Raw genomic sequence first — 18,523 nt, 5'->3', positions numbered from 1 at the left:
AAATATTATTGTAAAATTTTTTATTTGATTTATTTATTTTTACATTTTTTAATTAATTATATTACTTAAAAAAATTAATATATTTAATTTTTTAATAAAATTTTACAAAAATGATAGATATATTCAAAAAGATATTTTAAATGATATAATTTTTATATATTTATTAAAAAAGTTAGTATATTATTAAGTAATTCTTTGATTTATTGTCTAATTTTTATTAGAATACAATAATTTTAAGTATAAAGAATACTGTTTTATTTTACATTGTTTAATATAAAGAGCATAAAAAAATTATGAAAATTTTTAGCAGTTTACTTATGTATATCACAAATGGAAAAAAAGATTTTTTAAAAAATATTGTAATGTGTATATGTTTTTTTTTCTTTTTGCTATCAACATATAATAAAACACACAGAATTAATCAACAACATAAACAAGATAATTCAGTTGTTATTGCTCATCAATTTTATGATTTAAATCGTAAAAATTTTATAAATGAAAAAACATTTGAACTACAAAACACAAATTTTATAAATAGAAATAAAAATATTTATGGTTTACTGACTGTATTAAAAATGTCTAATTTTTATTTAAATAAAGAAGATTTAAACCAATCTATTAAAATATTACAGCAAGGACTAGAATCAACAAAAGAACAATTTTTTTTGGATTACATAAGAATTAAGATTGCCAAAATTAATATACAAAAAAATGATTTTATTTCATCGTTACAAACATTAAATCTTATTAAAAATAAAAATTTGAATTCAGAAATTTTTCATATGAAAGGAGATATATTTTATTGTCTAAATAAAAAGAAGATAGCTTTGAAATTTTGGAAAACAGCATTAAAATTAGAAAAAAATAATACTTTAAGAAAAGTTTTAACAATGAAAATACAAACTTGTTGTATTACATAAGTTGAAAAAATAAAGTTTATAGTAGAAGAATAAAAAAATGGAAATAAAAATTGTTTTGATTGGTAGGTCGAATGTCGGAAAATCTAGTTTGTTTAATTGTTTAGCATCGTGTAACAATGCTATTGTTTCTTCTTTAAGAAATACTACAAGAGATCGTCAATATCAAACTATTTTTTCTGTGATGAATATAAAATGTATTATCATTGATACTCCTGGTGTTGATCTAATAAAAAAAAAATATAACTCTTCAGAATGGTTAAATTTACATCATGTTATAGAAGAATCAGATATTATTTTTTTTTTAGTGAATGCTCAAGAGGGCTGTGTGTCATATGACAATGATTTATCAAAATTGATTAGAAAAAAGAATAAGCCGGTATTTCTTTTAGTTAATAAAATTGATTCCATTAATTTAAATAATGTTTTATATGATTTTTTATTATTAGGATTTAAAAATACTTATTTTATTTCTGCAAAAAAAAAAATTAATATTAGTTTTTTTCAAAATAAAATTTTACTTCCTTATATTAAGACATTTATTACAAATAATAAAAAATATCGATTATTCATTAATAATGAAAATATTAAAAATAAATTAAAAACAATTCGTATAGCTATTATAGGTAAGCCAAATGTAGGAAAGTCAACAATAATTAATAATATTTTAAAAACAAATAGGATGGTTACTTCTGATCGTCCAGAAACAACTAGAGATAGTATTCAAACTAGTTATATATATAAAGATATTGAATATATATTTTTTGATACAGCAGGGATAAGAAAAAAAAAGAAAAATATACAATCGATAGAAAAAAATGCAGTGAAACAAACAATAAAAAGTGTTATTAAAAGTGATTTATCTATCTTAGTAATGAATTCTTCAGAAGAATTATCATATCAAGATTTATTTTTAATACGTTATTTGAAAATACAATTAAAACCTTTTGTAATTTTGATAAATAAATGGGATTTAATTCCATCACATAAAAAAAGTTTTTTTAAAAAAAATGTTCTGAGAGTGTTACATTTTATTCCTCATATTCCTATACTTTTTATTTCTGGATTGTTTAATAAAACAATATTTTATTATATAAAAAAAGTGATTAGTCAAGTATATAAATCTATGACAACTGTATTGTATACTTCTACTTTAACAAAGTTGTTACATAAAATATTGAAAAAAAAACAGCCTCCAATGATACAAGGAAAAAAAATTAAATTAAAATTTGCACATCCAGAACAAAAATGTAATTATTCATATTCTAAAATAATTGTTATATATGGCAATAAGACACATTTATTAAATAATAATTATGTTGCATATTTAACAAATATGTTTCAAAAAGAATTACAATTAATTGGAACATCGATTAAATTAATTTTTAAAAACACTAATAATCCTTATATTCATAATTAATTTTTTATGATGATTTATTAGAATAATTTAATGAATATTGAGGGATTTCTACAGTGATATTTTTATTTCCTATTTTAGCTTGACACGATAATCTACTATTTTCTTGTATACCCCATGCTTTGTCTAATGTATCTTCTTCTTTTTCTGAAGGTGTAGATAATGATAAAAAACCTTTTTTGATAATACAATGACAAGTGGTACAGACACAAGATTTTTCACATGCATGTTCTATATAAATGTTATTTTTTAAAGCAACATCTAAAATTGTTTCTCCATTTTTAGCTGTAACATTTTTTTTTTCAATTTTATTTTTTTTGTTTAATATGAATGTTATAGTTGTCATAATAATTATTATGTACCTATGTGTGATACTTATATGATGAGAAAAATTTTATTGTTTAATATTAATGTGAAATAATTATTTTTTGTAAATAAATTTTTGAAATTGATAAAAGTATTTTAATTGTTCTAAATATATATTAGCTTCACTCCATTTTTTTTCATATAATTTTTTTTCCATTTTTTTAAAAAACTTTTTTTCTAATATTTTTATTTCTGTATAGAAAATATTTAAATCTTGTTTTTTTTTTTTTAAATATTCAAATTTTTCATACAATTGAAATTGTAGTTTTAAGAATTTTCTTTGAGTATGTTGTTTTAATTTTGTGTCTTCTTTTTTGGTATATAGAGATATTAAATATTCAGCTCTAGTAATAGGATTTTTTAAAATATTATATGCTTTATTAACAGTAGAGGAAAGTAACAATAATTTATTAATGTTTTTTTCCTTTTTGTTGTAAATCGACAAATCTGGATGATATTTCTTTTGTAGTTGATAAAATTTTTTTTTAATTTCTTGTATATTTAAATTAAATATTACTGGAAAATTGAACATTTGAAAATAATTCATAATATTACTCCTAAAAATATTTATATATTATTATTTTATATATCTTATATTTATAACACTATAGTTTAAACACTATAGTGTGATTTAAATTTAATTTAAATGATTTTTATTTTTATAATCTTCAATTGCAGATTTAATTGCATCTTCTGCTAATATAGAACAATGAATTTTTACTGGTGGTAATGCTAATTCTTTAACTATGTGAGTATTTTTTATTTGCATAGCTTGATCTAATGATTTTCCTTTCACCCATTCTGTCATTAATGAACTAGAAGCAATGGCAGATCCACATCCAAATGTTTTAAAACAAGCATCTTCTATAATACCTTTTTTGTTCACTTTAATTTGTAACTTCATTACATCTCCGCAGGATGGGGCTCCTACTAAACTAGTACCAACTGTAGAGTCACTTTTTGAGAAGGATCCTACATTTTTAGGATTTTCATAATGTTCTATAACTTTTTTACTATATGACATAAAATTTATTTCTCTTTTTTTAAAGAATTTAAATGTTTTTGATATTAATTATGTTCCCATTTAATTGTATTAATATCGATACCTTCTTCATACATTTCCCATAATGGAGATAAATTTCTTAATTTTATTACTGCTTTTTGAATGATATTGTATGCATAATCAATTTCTTCTTTGGTAGTAAATCTTCCAATAGAAAATCGAATAGAACTATGAGCCAAATCGTCTCTTATTCCTAATGAACTTAATACATAAGAAGGCTCTAAACTAGATGATGTACAAGCTGATCCCGAGGAAACTGCTAAATCTTTTATAGCCATAATTAATGATTCCCCTTCTATAAAATTAAAACTTACATTTAAAATGTGAGGTATACAATAATTAGGATCACTATTTAAATAAATTTCTTTAATATTTTGTAATTTTTTCCAAAAATAATTTTTTAATTGAGTAATTTTTTTATTCTCTTCATTAAATATATTTTTAATTATTTGAAATGCTTTTCCCATTCCAACAATTTGATGTACAGGTAAAGTACCTGATCTTAATCCACGCTCGTGTCCTCCTCCATGGATTAATGTTTTTAATCTTATTCTTGGTTTCCTGCGTACGTATAATCCTCCTATTCCTTTAGGTCCATAAATTTTATGTGCAGAAAAAGAAAGAAGATCGACATGAATTTTTTGTATATCAATATGAATTTTTCCAATACTTTGTGTTGCATCTACATGAAAAAAAATGTGATTTTTTTTACAAATTTCACTAATTTTTTGAATATCTTGTATTACACCTATTTCATTATTAACATGCATTATAGAAATTAAAATAGTTGATGGTCGTATTGCTTTTTTTATTGCTTCTAGTGAAATTATTCCATTTTTTTGTGGAGTAAGGTAGGTAATATGAAAATTATTTTCTTCTAAATATCTACAACTATCTAAAACAGATTTATGTTCTGTTTTACATGTTATTATATGTATTCCTTTTTTTTTATAAAAATTAGCACAACCTTTAATTGCTAAATTATTAGATTCAGTTGCTCCAGATGTAAAAATTATTTCTCGGTAATCTGCATTAAAAAAGGATGCAATTTCTTGTCTTGCTAAATCGACTGCTTCTTCTGCTATCCAACCAAATTTATGAGAACGAGAAGCAGGATTTCCAAATTTTTTATGATTAAAATCAAGATATTCTAACATTTTTTTAAGTACTTTTGGGTCTAATGGTGTTGTAGCTGCATAGTCAAAATAAATTGGTAAATCCATAATAAATCCTATTTAAAATTAATTTTTTTTTTAAAATACTTTTTATAAAAAAAATAAAATTATTACAATCAATTTTTATTGATAGAAAAAATATTTTTATATATTGATGTTATTAAAATGTGTAAGAGATATGAGATTGGTTATATTTGAATTTTTAAAAATTTTATATATAAATTTTAATAAAAATGTTGTACATTATTGAAAATTACATATAATATGAGTGTATAGGGGTGTAGTTCAATTTGGTAGAGCATCGGTCTCCAAAACCGAAAGTTGTGGGTTCGATTCCCTCCGCCCCTGTTTTATTCACTTTATAAATTTTCGTTAATTTAAAAAAATTTTCTAATTTTTTTCATTCCTATTATACATCATCCACTCTTTATAAAAAATATAACTTTTATTTATTTTATGAATTTATTCAATTTAATATAAATATAATTATATAAATTATATTCAATTTTTTTGTTTAAAATATATTCACAAAAAAATTTTTAATGGAAAAAATATGATTAAATATCGTTCTCGTACCACTACTGAAGGCAGGAATATGACTGGTGCTCGTGCTTTGTGGAGAGCTACGGGTATGACTGATTCAGATTTTAAAAAACCAATAATTGCTATTGTTAATTCATTTTCTGAATTTGTTCCTGGACATATTCATTTAAATCAAATTGGTGTAATTGTTAAAGAGGAAATACAAAAATCAGGTGGAGTAGGAAAAATTTTTAATACAATTGCAATTGATGATGGTATAGCTATGGGACATTCAGGAATGTTATATTCATTACCTTCTCGTGATTTAATTGCTGATTCTGTAGAATATATGATTAATGCACATTGTGTTGATGCTATGATTTGTATTTCAAATTGTGATAAAATTACTCCTGGTATGTTTATGGCTGCAATGAGATTAAATATTCCTACTGTATTTGTTTCAGGAGGGCCAATGGAATCAGGTAGATTGTTACATCTTACATCTACCAAAATGCAAAAAAATATTAAATTAGATTTAGTTGATGCTATTTCTAATAGTGCAGATGACAGTATAGATGATAAATTAATTAAAAAAATAGAAAAATCTGCTTGTCCAACTTGTGGTTCATGTTCAGGAATGTTTACTGCTAATTCTATGAATTGTTTAATGGAAGCTGTTGGTTTAGCATTACCAGGTAATGGTTCTTTGTTGGCGACTCATGTAAATAGAAGAAAATTGTTTATTGATGCCGCTAAAACAATAGTAAATATCACTAAATTATTTTATGAAAATGATTGTACAGAATTTTTACCTAGAAATATTGCTAATCTTCATGCTTTTAAAAATGCTATGGTTATGGATATAGCAATGGGAGGTTCGACTAATACAATTTTACATCTTTTAGCCTCTGCTCAAGAAGGAAAAATTTCTTTTACATTAAAAGATATTGATTTACTTTCTAAAAATACTCCGCATTTATGTAAACTTTCTCCTAGTAGTCCTATTTATCATATGGAAGATTTTCATAGAGCTGGAGGAGTAATGGGTATATTAGGAGAATTACAACGTTCTAATCTTATTAATGTTCATACAAAAAATATTTTAGGTATGTCTTTATCAGAAACTTTAAAAAAATATGATATAAAACAAACAAATGATGAAAATGTCAAATCAATGTTTTTATCAGGACCAATGGGTATTAAAACTATTCATCCTTTTTCTCAATCTTATATGTGGACACATTTAGATTTAGATAGAAAAACAGGATGTATTCGTGAAAATGATTATGCTTTTAGTCAAGAAGGTGGGTTAGCAATATTGTATGGAAATTTAGCTGAAAATGGATGTGTTATTAAAACTGCTGGAGTTTCAAAAGAAAATTTTGTATTTAATGGAAAAGCAAAAGTTTTTGAAAGTCAAGAAGATGCAGTTAAGGCTATATTAAATAAAGAAATTTGTGCAGGAAATGTTATTGTAATACGTTATGAAGGTCCAAAGGGAGGACCAGGTATGCAAGAAATGCTGTATCCTACAGCTTATTTAAAATCTATACATTTAGATAAAAAATGTGCTTTAATTACCGATGGTCGTTTTTCTGGTGGAACTTCAGGATTATCAATTGGACATATATCTCCAGAAGCTGCTAATAAAGGTTTAATTGCTTTAGTGAAAAATGGAGATACAATTTTTATTGATATTCCAAATAGAATTATACAATTAGAAATTAGTCAACAAGAAATAGATTTAAGAAGAATAGAAGAAGAAAGAAAAAATATTCCTTATTATCCGATATATAGAAAAAGAACACTTTCTCTGTCATTACAAGCTTATGCTTATTTTGCAACGAGTGCTGATCGTGGAGCAGTACGAGATATTAACAAAATTAAAATAAATTAATGAAAGTATTTTTAATTGAATTATTAAAATTTTTGTAAGGTATATATTTTTAATAAAAAATCAGATTTTTTTATACACTTTTGATACTTTGGAATATAAATATGCGTAATTATTTTAATCAATTAAATTTTCGTGAAAAAAATATAGAATTGAAAAAATGTCGATTCATGAAAAAAAAAGAATTTGATGGAACACTATCTTTATTAAAAAATAAAAATATTGTTATTATAGGATGTGGAGCACAAGGTTTAAATCAAGGTTTAAATATGAGAGATTCTGGTTTAAATGTTTCTTTTGCGTTAAGAAATTCTTCTATTAAATCAAAAAATGCTTCCTGGAAAAATGCAGTTAATAATGGTTTTATGGTAAATACTTATAAAAAATTGATTCCTGATGCAGATGTAGTGATTAATTTAACTCCAGATAAACAGCATAAAAATGTTATAGAAAAGATTGAAAATTTGATGAAAATCGGTGCGATTTTAGGATATTCTCATGGTTTCAATATTGTAGAAATGGGTCAAAAAATAAGAAAAGATATTACTGTAATTATGGTTGCTCCAAAATGCCCAGGTACGGAAGTAAGAACTGAGTATTTAAAAGGGTTTGGGGTACCTGCTTTAATTGCTGTACATAAAGAAAATGATCCTAATTTAATGGGTTTAAATATAGCAAAAGCTTGGGCTGTATCAATTGGTAGTCATCATGCTGGTATATTAGAATCTTCATTTATAGCTGAAGTGAAATCAGATTTAATGGGGGAACAGACTATTTTATGTGGAATGTTACAAGCAGCATCTATTGTTTATTTTGATAAACTTATTCAAGAAAAAATATCTGAAGAATATGCAGTAAAATTTATTCAAAATGGTTGGGAAGTATTAACTGAAGCTTTAAAACAGGGTGGTATTACTTTGATGATGGATCGTTTATCAAATACATCTAAAATTCAAGCTTTTCAACTTTCAGAAAAATTAAAAATGATGTTATCTCCTATATTTAAAAAACATATGGATGATATTTTATCTGGTGATTTTTCTTTGAATATGATGAAAGATTGGGAACAACAAGATCACATATTGCTGTCAAAAAGAAAAGCAACATTACATTCTAACTTTGAAAGAGCATCTTTTTCGGAAGTACATATTGATGAAGAAGAATTTTTTCAAAATGGGGCAATTATGGTTGCTATTTTAAAATCTGGAATAGAATTATCTTTTGAAATAATGGTTGAATCAGGAATTTTAAAAGAATCAGCATATTATGAATCATTGCATGAATTACCTTTAATTGCCAATACTATTGCTCGTAAAAAACTTTATGAAATGAATTTAGTAATTTCAGATACTGCAGAATATGGTAATTATTTATTTGAAGAACGTGCAACTCCTATATTAAATCAATTTTTTGATTTAATACATTTGAAAAAAATTTCATTATTATCACAAAAAAAAGAAAAAAATATTGATAATATTTTTTTGAAAAATATTAATGAATTAATTAGAAATCATCCAATTGAAAAAATTGGTTCGAAACTTCGTACTTATATGATTGGTATGAAGAAAAAAATATTTTAAAAAAATAGTATTCACATTAAATTAATAAAATTTATTTTTTCAATTTTATGTCTCAATATAAATATTGTATATTTTAAAAAATGTACAATATTGGATATATAAATATATATATTATTATGAATTTAAATACTAATCAAAAATTAGCTATACAATGTATTAATCGTCCTTGTTTAGTATTAGCTGGAGCTGGATCTGGTAAAACAAAAGTCATTACTGAAAAAATTCTTTATTTAATTAATTCATGTAATTATGGTGATCGTAGTATTGTAGCATTAACTTTTACTAATAAAGCTGCTAATGAAATGAAACATAGAGTACAGCAAAAAATATGTAGAACAACTCATTGTTCTATCTATACATTTCACTCTTTTGGAATGAACATCATACAACATTCATTACACTTATTAGATTTTCGTCCTAATTTTTTTATCATAGATGAATATGATCAAATTCATATATTACAAAAAATTGTTCAGAAACATGCGCAGTATGATCTAAGTACTTTAAAAAAAATACTTAAATTTATTTCTATGTTAAAAAATAATTTATTAAATTATTCAGATGCATCTAAACTACAAGAATATCAAAATAAAATAGAATGGCTAAAATATTATTATTTATATGAATCTTTTTTGATACATTCAAACTTTTTAGATTTTGATGATTTAATTTTTATACCCATAAAGTTGTTTCAAAAACATAAAAATGTAAGAGTATTATGGAAAAAAAAAATTAAATATTTGTTAGTGGATGAATATCAAGATACGAATAATATTCAATATATTTTTATGAAACAAATAATTCATTCTAATAATTTTACTTTAGTAGGAGATGATGATCAGTCTATATATTCATGGAGAGGTGCTAATCCTCAAAATATGAATTTATTGAAAAATGATTTTCCTACATTACAAGTAATTAAATTAGAAGAAAATTATCGTTCTTCTGGAAGAATTTTAAATATAGCTAATACTTTAATTTCTCATAATCCTCATATTTTTCATAAAAAGTTATTTTCTAATATGCATTATGGGCCAATGGTGAAAGTAATAGCTACACAAGATGAGTATGAAGAAGTAAAACGAGTTGTAAGAGAAATATTAATACATCGTAATAAATTTAAAACGAGTTATCAGGATTATGCTATTTTATATCGCTCAAATAATCAATCTAAAATTCTTGAAAAATATTTAGTAAAAAAAAATATTCCTTATCAAATTTTTGGAAAAAAATCTATATTAGATCAAAATTTTGTTAAAATTTTAATTTATTATTTAAAAGTTATTATTAATCCAGATGATGATTTTTCTTTTTTAAAAATTATTAATATTCCTAATCGAAGAATAGGAAATAAAACTACAACTATATTGCGTACAATATCTTTAAAAAAAAATGTTAGTTTATATAAAATTGGAATGTACATAGATAGTAATACTAAAATCACTATGAAAATTCGTAACAAGATAAAAAATTTATGTTTATTAATTCAAGATTTACAAAATTTTGCAAGTGTAAAACCAAATAATATATTAAAAAAAATTATAGATGATATTGAATATATACAATTTTTAAAAAAAACTGTGAAAAATCAAATTCAATTTAATGAATATATTAAAAATATTGGTTTATTGCTTAATTCGATGGAAAATATAAAAGTATATGATAATAAAAAAGAAAATTTTTCTGCTTTATCGAATTTTATTTCTCAAATAGTAATTAATTCTTCTGAATTTTCAGAGAAAAACATAAAACAAATAGATCAAGATCAAATATTTTTAATGACTTTACATGCTTCTAAAGGGTTAGAATTTTCTTTTGTATTTATTATAGGAATGGAAGAAGGTATTTTACCTCATTATATTAGTATCAAAAATAAAGATTGTTTAGAAGAAAGAAGATTAACATATGTTGGAATAACTCGAGCAAGAAAAGAACTTACTTTTACATATACAAGAAAAAGAATGTTATATGGTAATAATATTTCTATGAATCCTAGTCGTTTTTTAGACGAATTACCTCAAAAAGATTTATTATGGTTAAATAAAAAAAACATTTCTTCTTTTTTTCAGAATTCAAAAATACATATTAAAACTATTAAAAAAATGTTAAAATTAAAAGATTAAGAGATTAAAATTTTATATCAATAAATTGATGAAAAAATTATTTTTTAAATATTTTTTTAGAAATCACTTTTTTAAATATACAAATATTTATTAATACAAGGAATAAAATATGAATAATAATAATATAATTATTGTTACTGATAAAAATTTTGAAACATTAGTATTAGAAGAAAAAAAACCTGTTTTAGTGGATTTTTGGGCTCCATGGTGTAATCCTTGTAAAATTTTATCTCCTATATTAGAAGAGATTGCTCAAGAATATATAAAAACTATAGTAATAGCAAAAATTAATGTTGATGAAAATCCTAATATTGCTCCTCAATATTCTATTAGAGGAATTCCAACTTTATTATTTTTTAAAGAAGGAAATTTATTAGGAACTAAAGTAGGAGCACTATCCAAATTAGAATTAAAAAATTTTTTAGACACTCATTTAAATAAATAATAAATATCGAATTTTTAAAAAATGGATTTTATTTTTTATATATATTATAATAAAAAAATAACAAATATATATTAATTAATTTAATATGACGAGATCGTAATTAAAATTATTAATGAATTCAAATATTTAGATAATTATTTCAAGTTGATTAAGAACCCACCAATATGAACCTTACCGAACTTAAAAATACTCCGGTTTCTGAGCTTATAATTCTTGGTGAAACAATTGGATTAGAAAATTTAGCACGTATGAGAAAACAAGATATTATTTTTTCTATTTTAAAGCAACACTCTAAAAGTGGAGCAGATATTTTTGGAAACGGAGTATTAGAAATTTTACAAGATGGATTTGGTTTTTTACGATCTGCAGATAGTTCGTATCTTGCTGGACCTGATGATATATATGTTTCTCCCAGTCAAATTAGACGTTTTAATTTACGTACTGGAGATACTATAGCTGGAAAAATTAGACCTCCTAAAGAAGGAGAAAGATATTTTGCTTTATTAAAAGTTAATGAAGTGAATTATGATAAACCTGAAAATGCAAGAAATAAAATTCTATTTGAAAATCTTACTCCATTACATGCAAATTCTAGATTAAGAATGGAGAGAGGAAATGGTTCTACTGAAGATTTAACTGCAAGAGTATTAGATTTAGCTTCTCCCATTGGAAGAGGTCAGAGAGGATTAATTGTTGCTCCACCTAAAGCAGGTAAAACAATTTTACTTCAAAATATTGCTCAAAGTGTTGCTTATAATCATTCAGAATGTGTATTAATGGTTTTATTAATTGATGAACGACCGGAAGAAGTTACTGAAATGCAAAGATTAGTAAGAGGTGAAGTAGTAGCATCAACTTTTGATGAACCTGCTTCTAGACATGTTCAAGTAGCAGAAATGGTAATTGAAAAAGCAAAAAGATTAGTTGAACATAAAAAAGATGTAGTAATTTTGTTAGATTCGATAACAAGATTAGCTCGTGCATATAATACTGTTGTTCCTTCTTCTGGAAAAGTACTAACAGGTGGAGTAGATGCAAATGCATTACATCGACCTAAACGTTTTTTTGGTGCTGCACGAAATGTTGAAGAAGGAGGAAGTTTAACTATTATTGCTACAGCTTTAGTAGATACCGGTTCTAAAATGGATGAAGTTATTTATGAAGAATTTAAAGGTACTGGTAATATGGAATTACCTTTATCTAGAAAAATAGCAGAAAAAAGAGTATTTCCTGCCATTGATTATAATCGTTCAGGTACGAGAAAAGAAGAACTTTTAACGTTACCTGAAGAATTACAAAAAATGTGGATTTTAAGAAAAATTATTCATCCTATGGGTGAAATAGATGCTATGGAATTCTTAATTAATAAATTAGCTATGACCAAAACTAATGATGAATTTTTTGATATGATGAAACGTTCTTAAATATAACAATTATATTTAATTATACAAAAAAGTTCTTTAATTTTCTTTGATTTTTATTTATCGAAAAAATATTTAATTTATTTTTCTATATCAAATAGTTTTTCAAAAACACTTTTTTATGTTATGATATTTTTATTTGAATTTAAATATCTTTTAAAAAAATAAAAACTTTTAATATTCTATTAAATAAATATGCATAATAAAAATATGCGCTTGTAGCTCAGTTGGATAGAGTGCTACCTACCGAAGGTAGAAGTCTCAGGTTCGATTCCTGACAAGCGCAAATTTAATAAATGATTGTTTTATAACATTACAAAAATATATGGTGATTATAGCTCAGTTGGTAGAGCTCTGGATTGTGGTTCCAGTGGTCATGGGTTCAAATCCCATTAATCACCCCAAAAATGAATTTTTTATTTTAAAATGATATAATTTTTAATATTTCGGCGAATAGCGCAGTTTGGTAGCGCAACTGGTTTGGGACCAGTAGGTCAGAGGTTCAAATCCTCTTTCGCCGACCATTTTAAAGATTTTATTTTTTGAAAAATAACATAGTTATTAGCACTAGAACATAAAATGACTTTTTTCCATCCCATATTTAATGCTAATTTTTTTATTCTTTCTCCAGTACATATAATAGTACAATTATATATCCATTTTTTATTTTTGTTATCATGAAATAAATATTCTAATCTTTTTAGTATTTCACAACTAGTAATTATCAAAGTATTTATTTTATTTTTTTTCCATTTTATTGATTCTGTATATTTATTATATTGAATTAATTTTCTTCGATAGCATTCTAAATTGAATACTTTATATCCATCTTTTTTTAATTCTTTTTTTAAAAATATTCTTCCTATATTTCCATTTATAATAACTACATTTTTTTTATTAATTTTTTTGTTATTTTTTATAATTTTAATTAAATTTTCACTATTTTCAATATTCCATGGATATTGAATTGGAATTTTAGTAACTTTTTTTAACAATTTAGCTGAAGTTTTTCCTACAGTAAAATAAAAAACAGATATTGGCCAATTAATTTGTTTTTTTTTAAATATTGATTTGCAAAATAAATTGCATGTTTAGAAGTAGCGATAATTGCGCTATTTTTTGGTAAAGAAATTATAGTTTTTTTTAATTTTTTTAAATCATTTCCTTTTTTAAATGTAAATATTGGAAATATCCAAGATTTTATTTTAATTTTTTTTAATTTGTGCATTAATTTTAATGCATCTATTTTTGGTCTCAAAATTAATATATTCATATTGTTCTTATTTAAATTGCATGTAATATATTTTTTGCTCCATTTTGTAATAATTCTTTTGCTAAATCAAAGCTTATTTTTTTTATATCTATATGATTTCCTAATTTTTGTCTCCTAATTATAGTTTTCCCATCTATTGTACCTACTAAACCCATTAAAATTATTTGATTATCTTTAAAAGTGGCATAACTCCCTATGGGAGAATGACAACTAGCATTAAGATATAAACATAAAAAACGTTCTGCTTGTACTCTTAAAAAACTATTTTTATCATTAATTTGTTTAAGTAATGCATTAATTTTTTGATCTTTTTTACGAGATTGTATTCCTATTGCTCCTTGACCGCAAGAAGGAAGAGAAATTTCTAAAGGAATAATTTCTTTGATTCTTTTTTGTAATTTTAATCTTTTCATCCCTTCAGTTGATAAAATAATTGCATCATATTTTCCTTCATCTAATTTTTTTAGTCTCGTTTCTATATTTCCATAAATAGGTTTAATGATAAAATCATTACGGTAATTTAATAATTGACTTTTTCTTCTTAAACTTGAAGTACCTATTAAGGCATTTTTTGGAAGTTCACTTAATTTATTATAGACATTTGAAATTAAAGCGTCTAAAGGATTACCTCTTTTTAAAATAGCAGAAAGTTGCAAATTTTTAGACATATTGATAATAGGAATATCTTTTACTGAATGAATAGCTATATCTGCTTTATATTCTAATAAAGCAATTTCTAATGCTTTTATAAAAATTCCCTTACTAGAATAATGTTTCCATTTGTTGATTATTGTAGATGTTTCATGAGTTTGAATCGGTATTAGTTCAGTTCGTAGAAAGGGATATATAGAATAAAGTTTTTGTTGAACATATCTAGCTTGAATTAATGCTAAAGGACTGTTTCTTGTTGCAATTTTTAAAATTTGTTTAAACATTCTGTTTAAATACCATGGATAGTAAAAAATGTTCATGTAACAATATATTGTACATATTTTTTATTATATAAAAAAACATTTTGTATATAAAAAAAATTTTACTGAAGTAGTAAAATATATAAAAAATTATTTAATAAAACTTTTATATATCTATATCCCCTTTTAGGGCAATTCTTAATTCTTTATTTAAAATGTACCAAAATTCTACTTTATTACGTATGCATATCCAGATTCCTTTTATAAATGAAAAATGGTAACCTGTTTTAGTAGTTGCCATCCAAATTTGTTTTAAATTTTCTCTTTTATTAAGTACGATTATTTTTTTGTTTTCAATAAAAATTGAAAAAGTATCATAGTTATTGTCATAATCAAGATTTTTTTTTCCTATATAATTATCAAGTTGTAATTCTATTTTCAAAATTATTTTTGAATAGAGATTTAAAAAATCTTTTTGTTTAAATAATATTTTATAGCTCATTTTTTTAATTTATTTATTTTTTATTATATTTTTAGTATAATGGTGAATTTTTATTATTATAAAATTTTTTATTATTTTAATGTGAAATTAATTGTTATGAAATAAAATTATATATAAATAATAAAACTTTTTTTATAAAAAAGATATAAAAATATAAGGATGAATATGTTTAATACTAATAAAAAAAAAATATTTTTTACAAAAATGCATGGATTAAAAAATGATTTTGTGATAATTAATAATTATAACAAAAAATATTGTTTTTCTAAAAATTTAATTAAAAAAATATCTAATCGATATACTGGTATTGGTTGTGATCAAGTTTTAATTTTAGAACCACCTCTTAATACATTTTCTTCAGATTTTCATTATCGTATTTTTAATTCAAATGGAATAGAAGTATTTCAATGTGGAAATGGAGTAAGATGTTTATCACAATTTATTAAAAAAGAAAAATTAATTTCTAAAAAAAAAATAACTGTAAGTACAAACACTACAATCATGAAAGTAGAAAATATTGATGATAAAGTTGTTAAAGTTTGGATGCAGGAACCAGATTTTCATCCTAATGCTTCGCATTTTAATATACAATTGATTTCTGAGAAATACAGTATTTTAGTGAATCAAAACTTAATAGTAGATTTTGGAGTGGTTTTTTTAGGTAATCCGCATTGTGTAATAATTGTTCAAGATATTAACAATATTAATGTTAATTATATTGGAAAATTTTTAAATAATAAATCTTTTTTTTTAGAAGGAGTAAATGTAGAATTTATGGAAATTATTAATAAAAATATGATAAAAGTTAGAGTGTATGAACGAGGAGTAGGAGAAACACAAGCATGTGGTAGTGGAGCGTGTGCTGCAGCTTCGATAGGTATTTTAAATAATTTATTAAATGAAAAAGTAGTTGTTAAATTAAATGGAGGTAAAATTACTATTTTTTGGAATAGAAAAAAAAAAATATTTAATATGATAGGAGAAACAGAATATGTATATGAAGGTTATTTTTATATATAATTTTTTTTAAAAAATATTTAATCTTTAATTAAAGTAATAAATGTTATCATTTTTATTACAAATATTAATTTTTTTTCCTTATTATTATTTAACAATTTTTTATTTATTTAATTTTTATAAACGGATTGTAAAAAGGAGTATATTTTGATTGTTTTTACAAGAAATCAAGAAAAAATAAATATGCATACAGAAATACATAATAGAGATAATTTTTCTAAAAATAAATGTATGGATATTAAAAAAAAAAAAAAATTTATTAAACAGACTAGTAAAGATTTTTATAAAGTTATGGTGGCTTTATTTTTAGCTGGTTTTGCTACTTTTTCAATGTTATATTGTGTACAACCAATACTGCCTATTTTTTCTAAAAAATTTAATATTAGTCCAACAGTAAGTAGTTTATCTTTATCTTCTGCTACTTTAATGATGGCTGTAGGAATGTTGATAAGTGGTGCATTATCGGATACTATTGGAAGAAAATCAATTATGGGAACATCTTTATTATTATCTTCTTTATTAACTATGGGTTCAGCCTATACTGATAGTTGGTATGGTGTAATTTTAATACGTTCATTAATAGGTTTATCTTTAAGTGGTGTTGTAGGTGTTGCTATGTCTTATTTAAATGAGGAAATTCATCCAAAAATTTTAGGTTTATCAATGGGTTTATATATTAGTGGTAATACAGTAGGTGGTTTAGTTGGTCGTATAGTGTCTAGTAGTGTTACTCATTATCTATCTTGGAATGCAGCATTTTTTTCTGTTGGATTATGTGCTTTATGTTCATCAATTGTATTTATGTTATTATTACCTGTTTCTAAAAATTTTTCTGCAAGTAAAGTAACTCCTGTTTTTATTTTAAATAATATTATATGTCAATGTAAAAATAAGTATTTATCTACATTGTTTATTATTGGTTTTATTTTAATGGGTAGTTTTATTACTGTATTTAATTATATTACTTATAGACTTATGGTTTCCCCTTTTTACTTAAGTCAAGTAATGATTAGTTATATCTCTTTGGTATATTTAATAGGAGTATATACTTCTCCAAAAGCTGGAATATTAATTACTCAATATCATAGTAAAATAATTTTAATGTCATCATTATTTATGATGCTTATTGGTTTATTATTAACACAATTAGATATTATATATTTCATTATCATCGGTTTATTATTTTTTTCTGGTGGTTTTTTTGCTGCTCATTCAGTTTCTAGTAGTTGGATAGGTTTTCTTGCAACAAAATCAAAAGGACAAGCATCTTCTTTATATTTATTTTTTTATTATTTAGGTTCTAGTATATGTAGTATTTTCGGAGGTTGTTTTTGGTTTATAGGTCATTGGATAGGTATTTCTTTATTTGTTATGTTTATGTTAGTATTAGGAATACAATTAATTAATCAATTAAATGATGAATTTTAGATTTTATAGAATAAAAAAATTATATTTAATATTACATATATTGTATAAAATTTTTTTTTATATAATTAAATACTTTTGAATAAAAAATATTTTTTTTAATAAATTAATTAATTATATTAATATAATTATTAGTTAATTATATTTTATTTTGTTATATTTTTTTATAAAAAAATATATTAATATAAAAAATATGATATTATATATATAATATTTTTTTTTTAAAAAACAATCCAATTATTATAAATAATATGAAAAATATTTTGTTTTTGAAAAATATATATTTTTTATAAATATAGAAGTTTTTAAAAAATATTTAAAAAACAATTTTTTTCATTTTTTTATTTATTTTTATCGAAAATTAATTATTCATGAATAATTTTTTGATGTTGATTTTTAATTTAAAAATATAATGTTTTTGATTACAAAAATTAATATATTTTAAGACTATTTTTTTAAAATTATTAAATAT

At 22.8% G+C, this 18,523-nt stretch carries 17 protein-coding genes and 4 tRNA genes; 13 read left to right on the top strand and 8 right to left on the bottom strand.

All coding sequences use genetic code 11. The features are described from left to right. Positions 1–293 precede the first annotated feature (293 nt). Together D9V80_RS02450 and der are read left to right on the top strand one after the other, a co-directional pair. Positions 294–920 (top strand): tetratricopeptide repeat protein, encoded by a 627-nt coding sequence (locus D9V80_RS02450; protein ID WP_158353885.1) that lies wholly within the window; start codon positions 294–296, stop codon positions 918–920. 37 nt (positions 921–957) lie between these two features. Then, positions 958–2,337, top strand: coding sequence for a ribosome biogenesis GTPase Der (der, locus tag D9V80_RS02445; RefSeq protein WP_158353883.1), 1,380 nt, complete (start codon positions 958–960; stop codon positions 2,335–2,337). A gap of 4 nt (positions 2,338–2,341) precedes the next feature. Here the strand turns inward: der and fdx are convergent, their stop codons facing one another. The 4 genes from fdx to D9V80_RS02425 all read right to left on the bottom strand — a co-directional run bounded on the left by fdx (position 2,342) and on the right by D9V80_RS02425 (position 4,986). Then, positions 2,342–2,680, bottom strand: a complete 339-nt coding sequence (gene fdx / locus D9V80_RS02440) for an ISC system 2Fe-2S type ferredoxin (protein WP_158353881.1) — start codon at positions 2,678–2,680, stop codon at positions 2,342–2,344. 75 nt (positions 2,681–2,755) lie between these two features. Beyond that, positions 2,756–3,247 carry a Fe-S protein assembly co-chaperone HscB gene (gene hscB / locus D9V80_RS02435; protein ID WP_158353879.1) on the bottom strand — a complete coding sequence of 164 codons (492 nt, stop codon included), beginning with the start codon at positions 3,245–3,247 and terminating at the stop codon, positions 2,756–2,758. A gap of 90 nt (positions 3,248–3,337) precedes the next feature. Continuing rightward, the gene (iscU, locus tag D9V80_RS02430) at positions 3,338–3,724 is read right to left on the bottom strand and encodes a Fe-S cluster assembly scaffold IscU (RefSeq protein WP_158353877.1); all 387 of its coding nucleotides are present in this window, start codon (positions 3,722–3,724) and stop codon (positions 3,338–3,340) included. Positions 3,725–3,768: 44 nt separating this feature from the next. After that, positions 3,769–4,986: an IscS subfamily cysteine desulfurase gene (locus D9V80_RS02425; protein WP_158353875.1), complete on the bottom strand. Its 1,218-nt coding sequence runs from the start codon at positions 4,984–4,986 to the stop codon at positions 3,769–3,771. Between the two features lie 226 nt (positions 4,987–5,212). Between D9V80_RS02425 and D9V80_RS02420 the strand changes: the two genes are divergently transcribed. From D9V80_RS02420 to D9V80_RS02380, 9 genes are all read left to right on the top strand, one after another. Beyond that, positions 5,213–5,286, top strand: a tRNA-Trp gene (locus D9V80_RS02420). Between the two features lie 205 nt (positions 5,287–5,491). Next, positions 5,492–7,357 carry a dihydroxy-acid dehydratase gene (gene ilvD / locus D9V80_RS02415; RefSeq protein ID WP_158353873.1) on the top strand — a complete coding sequence of 622 codons (1,866 nt, stop codon included), beginning with the start codon at positions 5,492–5,494 and terminating at the stop codon, positions 7,355–7,357. A 101-nt stretch (positions 7,358–7,458) separates the two neighbouring features. Then, positions 7,459–8,934 (top strand): ketol-acid reductoisomerase, encoded by a 1,476-nt coding sequence (gene ilvC, locus D9V80_RS02410; RefSeq protein ID WP_158353871.1) that lies wholly within the window; start codon positions 7,459–7,461, stop codon positions 8,932–8,934. 116 nt (positions 8,935–9,050) lie between these two features. After that, positions 9,051–11,057 carry a UvrD-helicase domain-containing protein gene (locus D9V80_RS02405; RefSeq protein ID WP_187306492.1) on the top strand — a complete coding sequence of 669 codons (2,007 nt, stop codon included), beginning with the start codon at positions 9,051–9,053 and terminating at the stop codon, positions 11,055–11,057. 109 nt (positions 11,058–11,166) lie between these two features. After that, positions 11,167–11,502, top strand: coding sequence for a thioredoxin (trxA, locus tag D9V80_RS02400; RefSeq protein ID WP_158353867.1), 336 nt, complete (start codon positions 11,167–11,169; stop codon positions 11,500–11,502). Between the two features lie 164 nt (positions 11,503–11,666). After that, positions 11,667–12,926, top strand: a complete 1,260-nt coding sequence (gene rho / locus D9V80_RS02395; protein ID WP_158353865.1) for a transcription termination factor Rho — start codon at positions 11,667–11,669, stop codon at positions 12,924–12,926. 209 nt (positions 12,927–13,135) lie between these two features. Continuing rightward, positions 13,136–13,209, top strand: a tRNA-Arg gene (locus D9V80_RS02390). A 42-nt stretch (positions 13,210–13,251) separates the two neighbouring features. Then, a tRNA-His gene (locus D9V80_RS02385) sits at positions 13,252–13,327 on the top strand. A 43-nt stretch (positions 13,328–13,370) separates the two neighbouring features. Then, positions 13,371–13,447: transfer RNA gene (locus tag D9V80_RS02380), tRNA-Pro, on the top strand. On the opposite strand, the gene D9V80_RS02375 is transcribed toward D9V80_RS02380, so the two are convergent. The 4 genes from D9V80_RS02375 to cyaY all read right to left on the bottom strand — a co-directional run bounded on the left by D9V80_RS02375 (position 13,418) and on the right by cyaY (position 15,609). Next, positions 13,418–13,960: a uroporphyrinogen-III synthase gene (locus tag D9V80_RS02375; RefSeq protein ID WP_315984295.1), complete on the bottom strand. Its 543-nt coding sequence runs from the start codon at positions 13,958–13,960 to the stop codon at positions 13,418–13,420. The genes D9V80_RS02380 and D9V80_RS02375 overlap by 30 nt on opposite strands. Beyond that, entirely contained in the window at positions 13,936–14,196 is a 261-nt protein-coding gene (locus tag D9V80_RS02370) for a uroporphyrinogen-III synthase (protein ID WP_158353861.1), read from the bottom strand. The genes D9V80_RS02375 and D9V80_RS02370 overlap by 25 nt, the downstream gene beginning before the upstream one ends. An 11-nt stretch (positions 14,197–14,207) precedes the next feature. Further along, positions 14,208–15,131, bottom strand: coding sequence for a hydroxymethylbilane synthase (hemC, locus tag D9V80_RS02365; protein WP_158353858.1), 924 nt, complete (start codon positions 15,129–15,131; stop codon positions 14,208–14,210). Between the two features lie 142 nt (positions 15,132–15,273). Next, the gene (gene cyaY, locus D9V80_RS02360; protein WP_158353856.1) at positions 15,274–15,609 is read right to left on the bottom strand and encodes an iron donor protein CyaY; all 336 of its coding nucleotides are present in this window, start codon (positions 15,607–15,609) and stop codon (positions 15,274–15,276) included. 165 nt (positions 15,610–15,774) lie between these two features. Between cyaY and dapF the strand changes: the two genes are divergently transcribed. Both dapF and D9V80_RS02350 read left to right on the top strand, forming a co-directional pair. Continuing rightward, positions 15,775–16,629 carry a diaminopimelate epimerase gene (dapF, locus tag D9V80_RS02355; protein ID WP_261978563.1) on the top strand — a complete coding sequence of 285 codons (855 nt, stop codon included), beginning with the start codon at positions 15,775–15,777 and terminating at the stop codon, positions 16,627–16,629. Positions 16,630–16,773: 144 nt separating this feature from the next. After that, positions 16,774–18,054 (top strand): MFS transporter, encoded by a 1,281-nt coding sequence (locus D9V80_RS02350; RefSeq protein ID WP_261978562.1) that lies wholly within the window; start codon positions 16,774–16,776, stop codon positions 18,052–18,054. Positions 18,055–18,523 lie beyond the last annotated feature (469 nt).

It is taken from the genome of Buchnera aphidicola (Thelaxes californica), assembly GCF_005080825.1.
Taxonomy (GTDB): domain Bacteria; phylum Pseudomonadota; class Gammaproteobacteria; order Enterobacterales; family Enterobacteriaceae; genus Buchnera_I; species Buchnera_I aphidicola_V.
Note: the sequence above shows the minus strand (reverse complement) of the source record. Positions and strands in the feature narration are given on the sequence as shown.

Excerpts from the sequence above, each read along its gene's own strand:
- hscB (WP_158353879.1), bottom strand. The coding sequence starts at position 3,247 with ATGAATTATTTTCAAATGTTCAATTTTCCAGTAATATTTAATTTAAAT.
- der (WP_158353883.1), top strand. The coding sequence starts at position 958 with ATGGAAATAAAAATTGTTTTGATTGGTAGGTCGAATGTCGGAAAATCT.
- ilvC (WP_158353871.1), top strand. The coding sequence starts at position 7,459 with ATGCGTAATTATTTTAATCAATTAAATTTTCGTGAAAAAAATATAGAA.
- D9V80_RS02405 (WP_187306492.1), top strand. The coding sequence starts at position 9,051 with ATGAATTTAAATACTAATCAAAAATTAGCTATACAATGTATTAATCGT.
- cyaY (WP_158353856.1), bottom strand. The coding sequence starts at position 15,609 with ATGAGCTATAAAATATTATTTAAACAAAAAGATTTTTTAAATCTCTAT.
- trxA (WP_158353867.1), top strand. The coding sequence starts at position 11,167 with ATGAATAATAATAATATAATTATTGTTACTGATAAAAATTTTGAAACA.
- D9V80_RS02370 (WP_158353861.1), bottom strand. The coding sequence starts at position 14,196 with ATGAATATATTAATTTTGAGACCAAAAATAGATGCATTAAAATTAATG.
- fdx (WP_158353881.1), bottom strand. The coding sequence starts at position 2,680 with ATGACAACTATAACATTCATATTAAACAAAAAAAATAAAATTGAAAAA.
- hemC (WP_158353858.1), bottom strand. The coding sequence starts at position 15,131 with ATGTTTAAACAAATTTTAAAAATTGCAACAAGAAACAGTCCTTTAGCA.
- dapF (WP_261978563.1), top strand. The coding sequence starts at position 15,775 with ATGTTTAATACTAATAAAAAAAAAATATTTTTTACAAAAATGCATGGA.
- D9V80_RS02450 (WP_158353885.1), top strand. The coding sequence starts at position 294 with ATGAAAATTTTTAGCAGTTTACTTATGTATATCACAAATGGAAAAAAA.
- ilvD (WP_158353873.1), top strand. The coding sequence starts at position 5,492 with ATGATTAAATATCGTTCTCGTACCACTACTGAAGGCAGGAATATGACT.
- rho (WP_158353865.1), top strand. The coding sequence starts at position 11,667 with ATGAACCTTACCGAACTTAAAAATACTCCGGTTTCTGAGCTTATAATT.
- D9V80_RS02425 (WP_158353875.1), bottom strand. The coding sequence starts at position 4,986 with ATGGATTTACCAATTTATTTTGACTATGCAGCTACAACACCATTAGAC.
- iscU (WP_158353877.1), bottom strand. The coding sequence starts at position 3,724 with ATGTCATATAGTAAAAAAGTTATAGAACATTATGAAAATCCTAAAAAT.